Source organism: Methylomonas sp. LL1 (assembly GCF_015711015.1).
GTDB lineage: Bacteria > Pseudomonadota > Gammaproteobacteria > Methylococcales > Methylomonadaceae > Methylomonas.
Map to the genome: position 1 here is coordinate 1,759,581 of NZ_CP064653.1, position 16,234 is coordinate 1,775,814.

Below are 16,234 nucleotides of genomic sequence, written 5' to 3' on the forward strand. Positions count from 1 at the left end.
ATTTGATTAAATTAAAATTAATCTTTTTCAAGACCAGAAAACGCCAAACGATTGGCCTTTCAATATCACGCCCGAAAACAAAGGAAGCCCAGACTCATGTAATGGCAGGATGGAACCGTTGTTACATGAGCGCTATAGACATTTACGAATCAAGCATCTTTTTTAGAATGCCTGCCCACATTTCAGTGAGTCCTTCATCGAAAGACACCTTGGGCTGCCAGCCAGAACAATACAATAACTTGCCAAAGCTGAGCACATTCGCCGGAACATCAAAACCCCGCGCCGATTCGGAACTCACTTCAATTGAATATCCGTCACGGCTTACAATAGGCTCAATTGCATCCAACACATCACGATTCGAGCGGCCTACACCAGTGCCAATATTGTATATTTCCCCGGAATCTCCCTTTTCTAAAGCGCACAATATGCCAGAGGCAATATCCCTCACATGCACATAATCTCTAATCGTGCCGTGTTCCCCGAAAACAGTGACTTTATTTCCCTGAATAACCCGCCCCATGGCCGTGGCGATAAAGCCTTGCCCCGTGAACGGCTGCTGACCAAGACCATAAGCATTCGCAGGTCGGACAATCGTCGCCGGGACATCATGCAAGCGATGAAACATCAACGCATACTTTTCTATGGTCAGTTTTGTAATACCGTAAGGAGAGATGGGGGCTGTAATATCCTCTTCAATAATAGGCAATCGGCTCGCTTGACCGTAAACCGTTCCTCCCGAAGAAACGATGACCACCCGGTTTAAACGTCCATGATCCCTTGCCTCCTCCAGCAATGTTACGCTTGGCGGCAAATTCGATTGCAGGTCAAACACCGGGTTAGCGAAGCTTGTTTGTGGAACCGTCGCATAGGCCAAATCAATGACTTCCCCACAATCGGCAATGGCTCGGCGTAACAAGGCCCGATCGCCATAATCGCAGGTTAAATAGGTAGCCGCCCGCTCCAAAGACTCAGGGCGGGTTGTACTGCGACCCAAGACTAAAACATCTCTACCGGAATTTAATAGCTCTCGAACCAGGTGAGAGCCTATAAAACCACCACCGCCAATTACACAGGTTCTCATGGTTTATTGTTTTCCATGGAAGATTGTCCACCACTAAGAATACTCTCATAGCGCCTTGAAATAGCCTCCCAAGTGAATCTCTCTTCCCAAGCCAAACGTCCCGTTTGTCCAAGAGTTTCCAATTGCTGTCTTGACGACATTGCTTTGGCTATTTCTTTTGCAAGCCTTTCTGGCTTCACGCGAGTATATCCTCGCTCATCCTTAGGAGCAGGACAAATAATGCCGGCACCAGTCCATTGAGCAATTTCTTCCGCATTGCCAACCGGTACCGAAAGAAATGGGGTTCCAGCAGCAGCGGATTCGTATAGAACCAACGGAGAATATTCAATATTCGAAGCAAACACAAAAAGGTCCGCCGCCATGTATGCCTGAACCAATTCCGGTCTTGGAAAGTCCGTAACCAGCAGCATTTTATCGGGGCCTTGCCGCTTGGCTTCACCTATCCAAAATTCGAGCGGGTTGGCGGACAGACGAAGACTGGCCGGAAACCATGCTGCTTGACTAAAACGGGCCAATTTCGGCTCTAAATGGCTGTGCAGCCTAGATCGAACCCCCAAAAAACCCTCATTACAAAACACCTGAGCAGTCCGGGCGGCAAGCCCCAAAAAGCGGCGAATACGCACCTTCTTATTATCGGTAATTAATCGAATACGATAGCGAACCCCAGCCCAGCCTTCCTTTCGATAAACCCCCGGCAAGCGGCACAAAAGTCCGGAAACCCGCTTTATTCGTCTTGTAATATAAGATGATTCTCTAAATTCATCCTGAGGCCCATCATAGTCAGCACTGGGTTCTACAGATTCTGGCCCGAATCCTACAGACTCATGCTCCAATCCAAGTTCTACAGCCGGTTTTGGAGGAGGGTTGCCATTAAGAATAAGGGTGACATGTTGCTTTGAGGCTTTGAGGCGAACAAAGGCTTCAACCAGCTCACGATGGCCTTTAACTCCGGTCATACTACCGACAGTCAATAGCACAAAACTTGACTCGGGTATGCTATGTCTCAACCGGAAATCCGGGTCGGGAGCAACCGAAAACTCAATCTCACTCGCCCCATTCGGCAATATGCTCAAGTTAGTGATCCCGTGAGCACGTGCGAAATCCGTGTCCCGATAACGTTCCGCATAAAAAATCAAGTGATCAAACTTGCGAAGAATATCGGGCAAATCTTTGAAATAGCCGACATAGGTCGGTTCAAAAAGTCCGGAGAAACCACACGGAATAAAAACCTTGCGGATGTTGATAGAGTCTAGGACGGGCCAAAGCGCATCAAATGTCCATTGCTGTGCTGCCTTGATCATCAAGGCATCGCAAGGAAAGTTTTTGACGAAATTCCGATAATTTTCAATCTCTCCTTCCATTCCGCGCACCAGATTACCGGTAACGCCAAATTCGACGATCTTTACCCCGTTGTATTCCGAGAACTGCCGGTCTGCAAGACGTGTCGTCGCAACGGTGACTTCGTGTCCTCTCAACACCAACCGTTCGGCAATCTGCCGCATAACTTCCTGGACACCACCAACACTCGGAAAATAGAACTCACAACAAAACAACAAACGCATACAATCCTCTTGTATCAAGCGGCGGTCAATCCGAGCAGGCGACCTGCTCTTCGTAAATATCTCAAAATCGGCTTGGCCCAGTGCGCATTTGCGCGGTGAAGCGCCCATTGATAACGCAGAATTCGCGCTCTTTCCTCCGCCATGGCCATGACTGGTGGGCAATCTTTCGCGAGCTTATCGCCGGCACTAAGAACAGCTTTCGTTATCCGATCAATGTTAGGCCTTGATGACAAGCGGTGAAAGGCCGAATGAGTCAGAGCGGCCACATCCACCGAATCCGAATCCGGCTCGGATAAGCCATTGGCGAAAGCCAGATTCTCGGCACTGATGGTTACCAGACGATCCAAAAAAGGATTCGGCCCGCTGCGAGACATGCTTTGAGGCACCTCGCGATAGATCAATAGCCTTTCCGGAAGGTTGGCAACCTTGCAATGCCGAGCCATGCGGGACCACAATTCGTAATCTTCCGGGGGTTGGCGCAACGGGTCTGTCGTGTAACCGCCAATTGACTGCACAGTCTCCTTTCGTAACATGACAGAGCTATGCACAAAAGGATTATTGAAAAGCAGATCGAAACTAAGAATTCCGTGCTCCGTGGGATGGTCGTGGGCTCGTTCCGAGGGTTGATCCCCCACCCATATCTCCGCCCTCGAACCAAGCAACCCACACTCCGGATGTGCCTCCATATAGGAAAGCTGCTTCTCCAGACGATTGGGATGACTCAGATCATCTTGGTCCTGTCGGGCGATATAGCGCCCTCGAGCCAAGGAAATGCCACGATTCAATGTAGCCGCAAGCCCCATGTTTTCCTGGTGCACTACCTTGACGCGTGGATCATCAATGGCATCCAGCAACAAAGCGGACTCGTCCTTGGAACCGTCATTAATGATCAGAAATTCAAATTGGGTATAAGTCTGACTCAGAATCGAATCAATCGCTTTGCGTAGATCTGCAGCGCCGTTATAAACCGGCATCAAGACCGTAATCATCAGTTCACTCATAGTCTCACCCATGATTCAGGAATAAGATCGCGGGTATCCAATCCTCCCTCATTAAACCAGCGCCGGGGCGCCACCACCTGTTTTGCGCTAGACGGATTTAGCCAAGCCCCCCACCAGCTAAATGAACTGTTGGCAATAATGTGATGCTGGCAAGATTTCATCAGATTCATATCCCAAATTCCTTGATCGGGTCCATTGACGTTTACCAGTGTCATGGGATGGTCGATTTTCAAATTGTCCGCAACCCAACCCGTATCGTCCGAGAACACGTAAAAATGGGGATTCCGCGTATGGCTAGCGATATATTCAACCGCGTCACGGTAATAGTCTAGCGAGCATACGCCATGGTATTTCGCGGTGTGGGGATTGGTGACGTAATCACCTCGACGCACATGCAGCGATATGGATTCACTCGCCATTATTCGTTCAAGCATGGTGTGATTCTCGTCATTCATTGCCGCGGAAGGAGTGAAATCGTTTCGAAGCACATCCGCGATACCCGAAAAATATTTTTCACTCTGCCAATAACCATCAAGATAAACAGAGGATTTGATATTAAGCACATCGGGATCGAAGGTAAAAGCCCGCTCTCTGAATATTCCAGCTTGCTGCCAACGGATGGCTTTTTTTAGGCGGTCGATAATAGGATGAGGCGGTGGCACCTCACGAAAACGTGTAATTTCATCAACCGAGGCTATATCCGCCCTGATCCGGAGCTCGCCCAATTCATATCGACGCAACGAATAGTCTTCGAACCCCGAAACATCAAGTTTCAATGGACGTCCGCATCTTTCTGCCAAAGCACGGCCGACAGCATATTGAAACATCTGGTTTCCGAGGCCACCAATTAGTTTAACGACTATCACCGAGTTATACCTCTCAATATCGTGAAGGCGTCCAATCCACTACGATAAACATCTGTGATCCAACCCTTCCATTGGACCCAACCAGATTGCACTGGAAAATCTTCTTCGGTCGCGCGTTTCATGCGCATAAGCCTTTGACGACGGTATTTCATCAGAAATGCCGTCAAAAATTCAAAACGACTACCCGCCACTGCTGAGATCATTGCCTCCTCATATTCCTGATAATGCTCCAACGGGCATGATTGATTTAACACACTTGTTTCAATTTCCACTTGCAGGGGTATTACTGCCGAATCATCTTCTCGGACCCAACGTTTGTAAAACAGAATCTCAGAGGAAATAACCACTCCGGCTTGAACAATTGCCGCCAGCACAAAACTCATGTCGCCACCCCAGGAAAGCGGAAGGCCGTAATGGGCAAGGGCGTTCGTAACAACAGGGGTACGGTATACGCTATAGATAAGATTTGCCTTGCCGAAAACTTCTGGGGATAGCAAGTATCTTGAAATCGTTCGCCAAGTGGGCATACCTGAAAAATCAATTAAATTAGGATATTCCCTTATACTTCGGCCTAAACTATCGATGTTACGAATGCCAGTAAACGCCATCCCAACATTCGGATTCGTTTCAAGGGCGTTAATACAAGTTTCAAGAAAATCAGGCGCCATTACGTCGTCGCAGGCAAACCACATAAAATAAGGCGTACGGATATCCCGAGCCACAAATAGAAAATTTTCCACCGCCCCTAGATTCCTATCCTGCCGAATGTATTTGATACGACAATCACGCAGTTCAAACTCTTTTGCTATCTCATGAGTGTTATCAGTCGAAGCATTGTCTGAAACAAGAATAATAAAGTCTTTAAATCTCTGACCGAGAATGGAATCAAGAGCTGCTCGCAGAAAAACATCACCGTTATGAACAGGCAGACCAATGGTCAGCAAGGCTGTCGCGTTAACCATGAAACTCCTTTGGAACACTTTTCCGTGCTCGTTTTCTACCGACAAGCATCTGGAAGTAGTGAAAATAAAGCGCCCGTTTTGCTAGCCATTTAACGCTACGGCGTCTAGCTTCAGCTATCGGAATCAGATCAATGCTTCGACATATCTCTTTCAACGCAATCTGGTGATACCTCCACGCACCCTTTATTGAAGAAAGGCTTGATAATCGAGCATGTGCAGGAATCTTTCCACCGCAGAACTCCCAGTATATGTAGTTATATGTATCATTGCTTACCGATTTAAAAAAACCTGGAGTAGGAAGAACAACAAAGCCACCATGGTAAGCTGCATATAGGATTGCCGGAATCTCATTGGTACTTCTCATGCCAGCTCGTTGCCAGAAAAATTGGCCATCTATCAGCAAAGCGCTTCTCCTAAACAACGAATAAACGAGATTATCTACATTATTTTCAAGCACAAAGGACAAAGAGTCCTCTCCTTCTCGAAACTTATATTGATAAAATGCAGCACTCTGAGGAAATAACGGCATGGGATGACCATCACAAATGTAGCGCACCTCGGCACTCGCGGCAGCTGCGCGAGGATAGCTTTGTAATGCGGACAAGCAACGTTCAATGAACCAACATTCCCGCTCATCATCATCCGCAGCCCACATGAAGTAGTCACCACTAGAAACCCCTAAAACGTATGCAAAGTTCGCCGAAGCACCTATATTTTCATTCTGCCGTATCCAACGAATCCGATCATCAGCTCTTGAACACTCATTCAAGACACAAGCAACCTCAGGATCGGTTGATGCATTGTCGGAAACAATAATTTCGAGATTACGATATGTCTGCCGGCTAATAGACTCCAATGCCAATTTTAATTGGTTTGGCCTATTATAAGTTGGAATACCGACACTAACCAATGGGCTCATGTCGTCTTTACCCTTTACTAATTCTTGTAGCTCAAAACGCATTATTCGTACCCAAAAGTCCCCACTTTAACCTATTAACTTTAAGTAAGTTTTAGGGGGTAAACTAAATCCATAAATTAACCCTCAGCTTCTAGGAACCACATACCTAAAATATGATACAGCCTGTGCCAAGCGCTATTGCTGTTTTTGATGGTTAAATACCTTGAAGCCCAGGCCATGTAAAAAACATAACGAAAGCCGCAGATTACAAAACTATTTCCACAACCAGTATCATTCATGTACAAAACTACCGAACACGCCTTAAATACCCATCTGGAGCCACTGTAATTAACAGCTTATGCTGAATACTTTTGTCAATCTCAAATTCATGATGTGATTTTAGATATTCCCAAACCGCAGTCTTCGGATTGTCTCCCGGCCCCCATGGTCGATCGGGAAACATCTCGGCGGGCATGTCTTCAACTACGGTATCAAAGACCACGCAGTAACTATCTTTGCTAGTCAGTGGAGCATAAGCTTGCAGCTCGGCCAGCACATGCTCATGAGTATGATTACTGTCGAGACAGACCAATATTCGGGAATAATTGGCAGCAATGGCGTAGACCTGTTCAACAATCTCTGGCGCGATACTAGAGCCCTGAATCATTTGAATTCTCGAGGCCATGGGATGTGTCTCGATTGCAGTTCGATTATGGGCGCGTATGTCGATGTCGATACCCAGTACTTTGCGCTTGGAGAATTTCGGATCAAACGATTTGCCCTCTTCAATTGCCTCGCAAATATCAAGTTGAGCAAGCATGGAGGCACTAAAAATCAACGAACCGCCATGAGCGATCCCGGTTTCAATAATTAGGTCTGGTTTTATTTGCCAGATTAACTCCTGCATGGCAGTCATATCTTGCGGGTACTGAATAATAGGCCTGCCCTGCCATGAAAAGTTATATGAATATTTTGGAATCAGAGTGGCGCGCATAAATTCTAATGCCAAGTCGCTTAGTTGTTTGTTAGCTGCAATGGCAGAGACGCGCTCTGCTACTTCTTTTTGAAAATCACTCATGATCAATTCCGACATACCGATATGCGTTACCAGACATTTCTTTAATTTCCTCTAAATAATTTGAATTCATAACATAAATTGTCGAACCTTTTGGCAAATTTGACAATGCATCGGCTGGCGATTGCACCAATAAGCCAGTGGACGGCAAATATTTACCCTGCTTTGCCGGATTGATGTCAATTACAGTTCTGACGGGTTGGGCGACTCTATCTTTGAGTAGCGCGAATATCACACCTTTTGAGGCTCCACCCCAAATGGCGGATTGGACTGGCTCAGCCAAATCAGGCTCGATTAGGCTGCCTGCAAAGTTTTGTGGAAACATCACAGTATCATCGATATCGAGTTCTGGCTCTCTTAGCGTAGCAAGCTCGGCGACTGCGTATAGATATTGGTCACCAAATAACCGACCGCTTTCTACAACCTTGCCGAACATACGGTAAAAGTCGGAAATCCTGAAATAATTGACATGTTCGTAAAAAACGTCAAACCACGCTTTTCTCTCGCAAATCCAGTCAAAACAAGGCACTTCAATATAAATCCGACCGCTGCCACCATTCGCAAGCTTCAATTGCAATAAAAAATCATAGGGATTCTGAACATGCTCCAAAACGTGCCGCAATACCAACCCATTTGCTTTTATGCCAACTCCAGGCTCAAAGTAATGCCTCATTACTCTCGAATTATTCCCTTCATAAGTCGGGTCGAAACCAGTAATGTCGAATCCTTTACCCTGCAATAGTTCGAGAAAAAAACCTTTTCCGCAGCCCACCTCAACCAGAGTACTCCGTCCCATACAACGATCTACGATACCCGACACGGATTCGAGATGCTGGCGGAATAATGGGCTTAACGCTTGTTCGTTTTGGTAATGAGCGTCGTAAGCCATTAGCTCTGGCCGGAAAGCAGCGTTATACACCAAACCTGTAATTTGGTTTTCAACCAATTCTATATCACCTTTCGGACAGCTTTTTGCTTCTCTTTCAGTATCGTACATACGGTTCTGAAAAATCGGTAATTGCTCTTGTTTATAGAGCAATTTGTTTTTGACTTTTTGATTCATGGCAGTTATTTGACACCAACCACACAGGGTGGATCGACAAGATTGTCCGGACGAACGCCAAATTTTAATAAGTCCCGGCGTCCATATTCATCGGCGATTTGTTCGGCGAGTTGCCGTACCGTAATGGGGTAGCCGGAACAAATATTGATAGGGCCTTGCCGATAGCCTAATGCAGTTTCGACAATCATTCGTCCGGCCTCGTTAACATCAAGAAAATCCCGAATCTGGTTGCCGCTGGTTAGTTCGGCGGGCTGTTTTACAGCCAGTCTGGTCCGTAAATAAGGCACCAGTCGCCGCGCATCCTCGCCTTCTCCATAAAGATAGAACAAGCGGCACCAGGCAAATTCCAAACCTTGCTCGGGCAACCATTGCGAAAGCGCCATACAGGCTGCGGCCTTGGCTGCAGCATAGGGCGTTAACGGCCGTAACGGTGTATCGACGGATAACATTCCAGTGCTTAGATCGTATTCGAAACAGGTTCCGATACCGACAAAACGCCTCACTCCCGCTTGGGCCGCACCTTTTGCCATTTGCAACGTTCCCAATAAGCAATCGAGGTTTTTCTCCGATTGCAAATATTTTCCAGGTTCGGCATACCAAGCAACATGAATAACAGTATCGATTCCTTGGCAGGCACTCGCCCACCAATCTACATTTTCGGCAAAAATATCAGGCGACAAAACCAACGATTCTAGGTTATCCAGAGCCTTTATTTGATTTTGTTTTCCATCCCGAACCACAGCTCTTACTCTAGCACCCTGCTCAATTAACGCTTTTAATACCTGACGCCCGACAAAGCCTGTAGCGCCGGTCAGTAGAACTATTGCGCTCATGGGATGTATAGCTTAGGGAAGCGCTGAACAAATCGATTCCGTTTATGGCTCGACAAGCTCACCACGAACGGAATCGACCACTTATCATTCCTCCTGAGCTTGTCGAAGGATTTAATCAGAGCTTCCTTAGGTGTTGCTGTCAAAAACGCCATTCCTTGATCAACCAACCGAGCATTATGAGCCTTAGCCTTGGAGAAAATATTCCACAATAGAACCACCCGATTGTCAGAACGCTCGTCAGATATTACTGTGTACGGAGGAATGGGAGTATAACTATTCGGCATGCATTTGTTAATTTTCAAGAGGGTAGTTTTGGGTTTTGTATGTTCGCTACCGTACTTTTACTATTAACCTAGTCTTACCGAAGGATATTTCCACGCTGGCATCGACAGGCTCACCACGAACGGGTTAGCAGTGATAATTAGGGCAGGGTTAATAAAAACGCTATCGCAGCTGATCATGCAACTACGTTCATCGGAGAACGGTGGGTAATCATGTTGTGATACAAATCGATTATTGGGAAACAAAGTTGGTAATCGTCCCATACCAAATCTCCATATTCTACCCTGAATCCAGCGAAACGGCCCGGTTCCAGATAGGCACGTATGTCTGGATGTATGGCATGCAGCAAAAACTCCTTGAAATCGACTTCCTGCGTAGTCTCGTCGCTAAAGACCAGTCGAATGCGGTATTCACCGGATTGGGTTGCTGAAACGATGTTGATAATTGCGTCATTCATTTGAGCCTCCGATCGATACGCTCGGACGTGACTGTTTTATGTAATACAAAAAAATCTATCCACTTTGCAATAATTTCATCGGCTTTGGCGCTAACAATTTCTTGAAAAAAACGCATTTCGTTGCATTCAAGAGGCGCCCGCCCCTCGCTACGAGTATATCTAATCTCTTGGATTTCGCCGTTTATTAAAATGATTTCGGCTCGCGATTCACGACCTTGGCATTTGCCATGAACATGCACCGGCTCGTGTTCGTTAGCGTAAAACATGACAATTAACCCGAAATATTCGTACAGTTTCGGCATGATTTTTTCAGATGATGGCTAATTTTGGAATTGCTGTGACTAACTTCGTTCCCAGTTCTGTTAGTCTGACATTCTGCTCTGTAACCTCGGACACGATGTTCCAAGGCAAAATTACCAAGTAATCCGGATGCTGATCGATCAGAACATCGGGGGACAGAATCGGGATATGACTACCCGGCATAAATTTACCCTGCTTGGAAGCAGCGGCATCACAAACATATGGCAACAAATCAGGCTTTATGCCGGCGTAATTGAGCAAAGTATTGCCTTTAGCGGCTGCACCATAGGCGGCTACTTTTTTACCGGAGCGCTTTTGTTCGATCAAAAAGCCCACAAAATCATCCTTGACCCGATCCGCCTTGACCTGAAAGGCTTGATAGGCCTCCAGATCGCGTAGACCCCGTCGTGCTTCCTCGGCAAGTAACGCATCGACGGCGGAAGTCACTGAAATTGATTTTTCCGCATGGCAACCGTAAATGCGCAGACTACCGCCGTGAGTCGGCAATTCTTCCACATCCCAAATCCGTAAACCGGCTTGCTGAAAAATCCGGCAAACAGTATGCAATGAAAGATAGGAAAAATGTTCGTGATACACGGTGTCGAACTGAGTGTGCTCAATGAGACGCATCAGATGCGGAAATTCCAGAGTAACGGTACCGTTCGCATTTAGCGCGGTTTTCAATCCGTCTGTAAAATCGTTAATATCCGGTACGTGCGCATAAACATTATTGCCAATAATCAGATCAGCCTGCTTGCCTGCGTCCGCCAGACGTTCTGCTAAGGCTACTCCAAAGAATTCTTGCACAACTGGGATGCCGAGCTTTTCGGCAGCGGCGGCTGTGCTGGTGGTGGGCTCGATGCCGAGGCAGGGAATCCCTGCCTCGACGAAATTTTTCAGTAAGTAGCCGTCATTGGCGGCGATTTCAATGACATGAGTATCGCCATTCAAGCCAAGACGCTCAGTGATCATTTGTGTGTAACGCGCCGCGTGGTCCAGCCAGCTTTTTGAAACCGACGAAAAATAGGCGTAATCGTGGCTAAACAGCTGATCCGCCTGGGCATAGTCTTCGGTCTGCACCAACCAACAATGCTCGCAAACATAAAGCTTTAACGGAAAATATTGTTCGGGACCATTCAGGTCGGCTTTCGTCAAATAGGCGTTGGAAGGCGGCGCGAAGCCGAGATCGAGAAACACGTGTTCGAGCGGATTTCGACAATGTCGACAATTCATAAAACGATTCCAAGAAAATCAGCCGGGATGGCGGCATGCCGCAGGTCGCGCTCGGACAAATCGGTAACCGGTAACGGCCATCGAATCGCCAAGCGTGGATCATCATGCAGCACCCCGCTTTCGGCGGCAGGGGTATAAAATTCGGTATGTAGGTATAACAGTTCGCTATCGGCTTCCAGAACTTGGAAGCCATGGGCGCAACCCTCGGGGATCACCAACATCCGCCGGTTATTAGAGCTCAACTCCTCGGCGTGCCATCTCAGGAACGTCGGAGAACCGGCACGCAGGTCCAACGCCACGTCCCATACCCGTCCCCTGAGACAGCGCACCAATTTCATTTCCGCATGGGGAGGATGCTGAAAATGCAAGCCCCGCACGGCACCGACAGCCGAAGTACGAGAATAATTGATCTGAGCGATGTGCCGCCCCCCTAAAATAGGTGCCAGTTCCCACTCACAGAACAACCGCGCAAAAGCGCCCCTGTGATCGGTAACAGGAGTGGTTTCCACCACGAATAGACCGCTAAGAGATGTAGGTAGAATATTCATGGGCCGGCCCATTTTGCCCCAGCATCGGCAGCGTTTTTCACATAGCTGTCGAGCTGTTGCCGGCTGGTAACTCGGTCTTCATCCAGAAAACAGCGGTACCAGAATGTGGTAGCTTCAAGGGCATCAGGCAACGACCAGATGGATTGCCAACCTAGCAGGGTACGGGCTTTAGCGCTATCCAGATACAACAAATTCGCTTCATGAACCGTGGGTGAGGAACTGGTGTGCCATGCCAGTTCGGGCCAGTGTTCCTGCATGCGTGCCAACACTTCCACCACGCTTCGGTTTCCGTCCGGCTCGGGACCAAAATTCCAGGAACTGGCAAATTCCTGCTTCCCTTCAAGCAATTGCTGACCCAACAGCAGATAGCCGGAGAGAGATTCGAGTACGTGCTGCCAGGGTCGAGTGGCATTGGGGGAACGGATTTCCAAGGATCGTCCCGCGCTTACTGCCCGCATCAGATCCGGAATGAGCCGATCTTCCGACCAATCACCGCCACCAATCACATTACCGGCTCGAGCTGTAGCCAATAGTGGCAAACTCTCACCGTGAAAAAAAGCGCGGCGGTAGCTTGCCACCGCAATTTCAGCCGCCGCCTTGGAAGCACTATACGGATCATGCCCACCCAGTGCATCATCCTCACGATAACCCCAAGGCCACTCACGGTTTTCATAACACTTGTCAGTAGTTACTATGACAATGGCGAGAACCCCTTCAACCTGGCGCGCGGCTTCCAGCAGATTCAAAGTCCCCATCACATTGGTAGACCAAGTCTCCAACGGTTCCAGATAGGAGCGGCGAACCAACGGCTGGGCGGCCAAGTGAAAAATAATCTCGGGTTTAAAAGAGGTTAACTGTTGCGCAATAGCTGCCGCATCACGAATGTCGTAACGGTGATCGGGCATGTCGAGATTAAGTAGGCCCCAATGATTGGGTTCGGTATTCGGCGCCAGCGCCAGACCAGAGGTTTGAGCCCCCATAGCTTGCAACCACAAGGACAACCAACTACCCTTAAAACCGGTATGTCCGGTTACCAGAACCCGCCGTCCTGAGTAAATTCCGCCAAAACACGCTTCCACTACCAGACTTTCCAGAGTGGATTGGTATTCCAAAGGTCTTCCAAGTGAGTCTTGTCACGAAGTGTGTCCATGGCCTGCCAGAAGCCGGCATGCTGAAACGCCTTCAACTCGCCTTCCCGAGCAAGGCGCTGTAGAGGCTGTGATTCCCAACTGGTTCTATCATCATTTATATATTCAAGCACGGAAGGCTTGAGCACAAAAAAGCCGCCATTAATCCAAGCCCCGTCTCCCGCCGGCTTTTCCTGAAAACTTTTTACCGAGTTTCCATCCATGTCCAACGCCCCATAACGGCCCGGTGGCTGTATGGCCGTAACGGTAGCCTTCTTACCATGAGCACGATGGAATTGCAGCAAGGCACCAATATCGAGATCCGTCACTCCGTCGCCATAAGTAAAACAGAAATCCTCATTATCCAGATAATCACGAACCCGAAGCAGCCTGCCTCCGGTCAAGGTATCCGGCCCCGTGTCGACCAAAGTCACTCGCCAAGGCTCGGCATACTGCTCATGTACGATCATCTCGTTACGTGTCATATCGAACGTCACATTCGACATATGCAAAAAATAATTGGCGAAGTATTCCTTGATAATGTAGCCCATATATCCGACACAAATCACAAAATCGTTGATCCCATAATGGGAATAGATTTTCATGATGTGCCAGAGAATCGGACGGCCACCGATCTCGATCATGGGTTTGGGTTTAAGGTGAGACTCCTCGCTGATACGCGTGCCGAGACCTCCGGCCAAGATAACGCATTTCATCGAATTTTTCCTACATTCCAGGAAAATTGAGGCCTAAACATACCAGGAATAACATGCATATAACCGTTACGATAGGATACATCGGTAAAATCATCTACTACTTTGAAAGTCATAGCATGAGGAACGAGAAAATGAATATTTACGAGTTCCCCTTTCCACGAACTGAGTGCTAAAGTAACCCGAAATACACCTTCATTCAGCAAACATCGAGGAATTTCACACACAACCTTATAAATCCCTTTCTCGTAGTTAGGGACTAAGCAATCTGGTGGAGTAGCAATAAATACCAAAACATTTTCCACATTATAAACATGAAAATTAGGAATATAGGAGGCACCATCCGCAAAATATACCTCATATTCCATTTCCAGGAACATCCTTTGGTGATAAAGAAGAGTAGAAGAAACATCGCCATCCTCATTGCACACAGCCGCACTGCGTAGCCTTGCATAACGGTCCCCTGCATCAGATGAGATAGCTGCATTAGAGCCAATCTCGACTTCTTCGGCTCGATATTCCGCAATATTTCCCACTCTATTTTCTTCGTTATCAACGAACGAAGCCCCAATATATTCCTGGACAACATCAGCAGTTGGACCAATGGCTTTAACAATACCGTGTTCAAGTAATACAGTTCGAGGGCATATCTGATTAACCGATTGCACGTTATGACTGACGAACAATATCGTTCGTCCCTCATTACTGGCATATTGCATACGATCCAAACACTTCTGTTGAAAACGCAAATCTCCAACCGCCAGAACCTCGTCCAGAATCAGCACCTCCGGATCCAGATGGGCCGCGACTGAAAATGCCAAACGTACATACATACCACTGGAGTAATATTTGACAGGTGTATCCAAAAATTTTTCGATCTCGGAAAAATCGACAATTTCGTCAAATTTCTTTTTAATCTCGGACTTGGGCATACCGAGCACGGCACCGTTCATATAAATATTTTCACGTCCGGTTAACTCCGGATGAAATCCGGTCCCGACTTCCAGTAGGGCGGCAACACGTCCACGAATCTGTATGCGGCCTGATGTAGGCTCGGTTATCCGGCTCAATATTTTAAGAAGCGTTGACTTGCCTGCACCGTTCTGACCAATAATCGCAAGCCGTTCACCTTGAGCCACTTCGAACGAAACATCGTCAAGAGCCTTAAATTTTTCAGCACTATCAGGTACCTCTTCGATGAGATACCTTCTACTAGGACGCCTGAACACTTTACCAACAGCGTTGCGCATGCCTAACTCAATAGTTTCACGCATCGTGGCGCGACCATTTCCCTTATGAGAAATGTTGTAAATTTTACTGAGATTTTCTACCTTGATATCAAACGACATAACTACAGAAAGTCCACAAATGTTTTTTCGCAACGGCGAAAATAAAATATACCTGTTATGATCATAACCAACGTCATTAACGCGGATATTCCAACACCGGGTAGGTATGCCACAAAGTCATTTCCTAAAAGTGACCATCGATAACCATCGATAATACCAACCATTGGATTGAGGGAATACTCGAAACGCCAGCGCTCGGGGACTATGGTGGCACTATATCCAACCGGAGAAACGTAAATACCCAATTGGAGCAAAAACGGAACTAGATGCCGCAAATCTCGATAACGCACCGTCAGGGCGGCACACCAAATTCCAATACCAAAAGACAATCCGCAAATCCACAGAGTAAGTAATGGTAATGCCAACAACCGCAGGGTAGGCGTTGTTCCGGTCCAGACCATTACACCAACAATCAATAAACACGAAACCAGATAATCCACTAAACAAACCAGCACTGAATTCATCGGAATAATCAGTCGTGGAAAATATATCTTGCCAACTAGGGCTCCATTACTACTTAGGCTACTGGTACAATCCGATACAGCCGTGGCGAAAAAGAACCAGGGCAACATTCCGGCAAAAACCAGCAAAGTATAGGGCGCTCCGTTAGAAGGCAGCCCGGCAAGACGGCCAAACACCACCGAGAAAATCATCAGTGTCAGCAGAGGTCTAATTAATACCCAAGCTGTACCAACAACAGTTTGCTTATATCGGACTAGCAGGTCACGCCATATTAAAAAATAAAGCAGTTCGCGCTGCCGCCAAATGTTTTTCCAATAGTCTTGTGCAGCCCTACCAGCCTCTATGACCGTGAGGACGTCACGCCGGGATGAATCATTTTGTGTGCTTTCTATACTATTCATTAATTATTTATGATGCTTGCA

At 47.3% G+C, this 16,234-nt stretch carries 17 protein-coding genes; all 17 read right to left on the reverse strand.

What is annotated here, in order from left to right; translation table 11 throughout:
* Window positions 1-142 precede the first annotated feature (142 nt).
* The 17 genes from IVG45_RS08260 to IVG45_RS08345 all read right to left on the reverse strand — a co-directional run bounded on the left by IVG45_RS08260 (window position 143) and on the right by IVG45_RS08345 (window position 16,213).
* Window positions 143-1,081: an NAD-dependent epimerase/dehydratase family protein gene (locus IVG45_RS08260; protein ID WP_196437353.1), complete on the reverse strand. Its 939-nt coding sequence runs from the start codon at window positions 1,079-1,081 to the stop codon at window positions 143-145.
* Window positions 1,078-2,643: a glycosyltransferase family 4 protein gene (locus IVG45_RS08265; RefSeq protein ID WP_196437354.1), complete on the reverse strand. Its 1,566-nt coding sequence runs from the start codon at window positions 2,641-2,643 to the stop codon at window positions 1,078-1,080. Before IVG45_RS08265 ends, IVG45_RS08260 begins: the two co-directional genes overlap by 4 nt.
* 14 nt (window positions 2,644-2,657) lie before the next feature.
* Window positions 2,658-3,644 (reverse strand): glycosyltransferase family 2 protein, encoded by a 987-nt coding sequence (locus IVG45_RS08270; protein WP_196437355.1) that lies wholly within the window; start codon window positions 3,642-3,644, stop codon window positions 2,658-2,660.
* Window positions 3,641-4,471 (reverse strand): alpha-1,2-fucosyltransferase, encoded by an 831-nt coding sequence (locus tag IVG45_RS08275; protein ID WP_196437356.1) that lies wholly within the window; start codon window positions 4,469-4,471, stop codon window positions 3,641-3,643. The genes IVG45_RS08270 and IVG45_RS08275 overlap by 4 nt, the downstream gene beginning before the upstream one ends.
* A gap of 35 nt (window positions 4,472-4,506) precedes the next feature.
* Complete coding sequence (locus tag IVG45_RS08280) at window positions 4,507-5,472, reverse strand: glycosyltransferase family 2 protein (RefSeq protein WP_196437357.1); 966 nt, start codon at window positions 5,470-5,472, stop codon at window positions 4,507-4,509.
* Window positions 5,465-6,433 carry a glycosyltransferase family 2 protein gene (locus IVG45_RS08285; RefSeq protein ID WP_196437358.1) on the reverse strand — a complete coding sequence of 323 codons (969 nt, stop codon included), beginning with the start codon at window positions 6,431-6,433 and terminating at the stop codon, window positions 5,465-5,467. The genes IVG45_RS08280 and IVG45_RS08285 overlap by 8 nt, the downstream gene beginning before the upstream one ends.
* Window positions 6,434-6,677: 244 nt before the next feature.
* Window positions 6,678-7,448, reverse strand: coding sequence for a cephalosporin hydroxylase family protein (locus IVG45_RS08290; protein WP_196437359.1), 771 nt, complete (start codon window positions 7,446-7,448; stop codon window positions 6,678-6,680).
* Window positions 7,441-8,508: a class I SAM-dependent methyltransferase gene (locus IVG45_RS08295; protein WP_196437360.1), complete on the reverse strand. Its 1,068-nt coding sequence runs from the start codon at window positions 8,506-8,508 to the stop codon at window positions 7,441-7,443. The genes IVG45_RS08290 and IVG45_RS08295 overlap by 8 nt, the downstream gene beginning before the upstream one ends.
* A gap of 5 nt (window positions 8,509-8,513) precedes the next feature.
* Window positions 8,514-9,341, reverse strand: coding sequence for an NAD-dependent epimerase/dehydratase family protein (locus tag IVG45_RS08300; RefSeq protein ID WP_196437361.1), 828 nt, complete (start codon window positions 9,339-9,341; stop codon window positions 8,514-8,516).
* A gap of 457 nt (window positions 9,342-9,798) precedes the next feature.
* Window positions 9,799-10,080 carry a DUF2442 domain-containing protein gene (locus IVG45_RS08310; RefSeq protein WP_196437363.1) on the reverse strand — a complete coding sequence of 94 codons (282 nt, stop codon included), beginning with the start codon at window positions 10,078-10,080 and terminating at the stop codon, window positions 9,799-9,801.
* Window positions 10,077-10,382, reverse strand: coding sequence for a DUF4160 domain-containing protein (locus IVG45_RS08315; RefSeq protein ID WP_196437364.1), 306 nt, complete (start codon window positions 10,380-10,382; stop codon window positions 10,077-10,079). The genes IVG45_RS08310 and IVG45_RS08315 overlap by 4 nt, the downstream gene beginning before the upstream one ends.
* 7 nt (window positions 10,383-10,389) lie before the next feature.
* Window positions 10,390-11,613, reverse strand: a complete 1,224-nt coding sequence (locus IVG45_RS08320) for a class I SAM-dependent methyltransferase (RefSeq protein WP_196437365.1) — start codon at window positions 11,611-11,613, stop codon at window positions 10,390-10,392.
* A complete protein-coding gene (locus IVG45_RS08325) occupies window positions 11,610-12,161 on the reverse strand; it encodes a dTDP-4-dehydrorhamnose 3,5-epimerase family protein (RefSeq protein WP_196437366.1) in 552 nt (183 codons plus the stop codon). The genes IVG45_RS08320 and IVG45_RS08325 overlap by 4 nt, the downstream gene beginning before the upstream one ends.
* Window positions 12,158-13,273: a CDP-glucose 4,6-dehydratase gene (gene rfbG / locus IVG45_RS08330; RefSeq protein WP_196437367.1), complete on the reverse strand. Its 1,116-nt coding sequence runs from the start codon at window positions 13,271-13,273 to the stop codon at window positions 12,158-12,160. Before rfbG ends, IVG45_RS08325 begins: the two co-directional genes overlap by 4 nt.
* The gene (gene rfbF, locus IVG45_RS08335) at window positions 13,240-14,004 is read right to left on the reverse strand and encodes a glucose-1-phosphate cytidylyltransferase (RefSeq protein WP_196437368.1); all 765 of its coding nucleotides are present in this window, start codon (window positions 14,002-14,004) and stop codon (window positions 13,240-13,242) included. Before rfbF ends, rfbG begins: the two co-directional genes overlap by 34 nt.
* Entirely contained in the window at window positions 14,001-15,350 is a 1,350-nt protein-coding gene (locus tag IVG45_RS08340; RefSeq protein ID WP_196437369.1) for an ABC transporter ATP-binding protein, read from the reverse strand. Before IVG45_RS08340 ends, rfbF begins: the two co-directional genes overlap by 4 nt.
* Window positions 15,351-15,352: 2 nt before the next feature.
* Window positions 15,353-16,213, reverse strand: coding sequence for an ABC transporter permease (locus IVG45_RS08345; RefSeq protein WP_196437370.1), 861 nt, complete (start codon window positions 16,211-16,213; stop codon window positions 15,353-15,355).
* Window positions 16,214-16,234 lie beyond the last annotated feature (21 nt).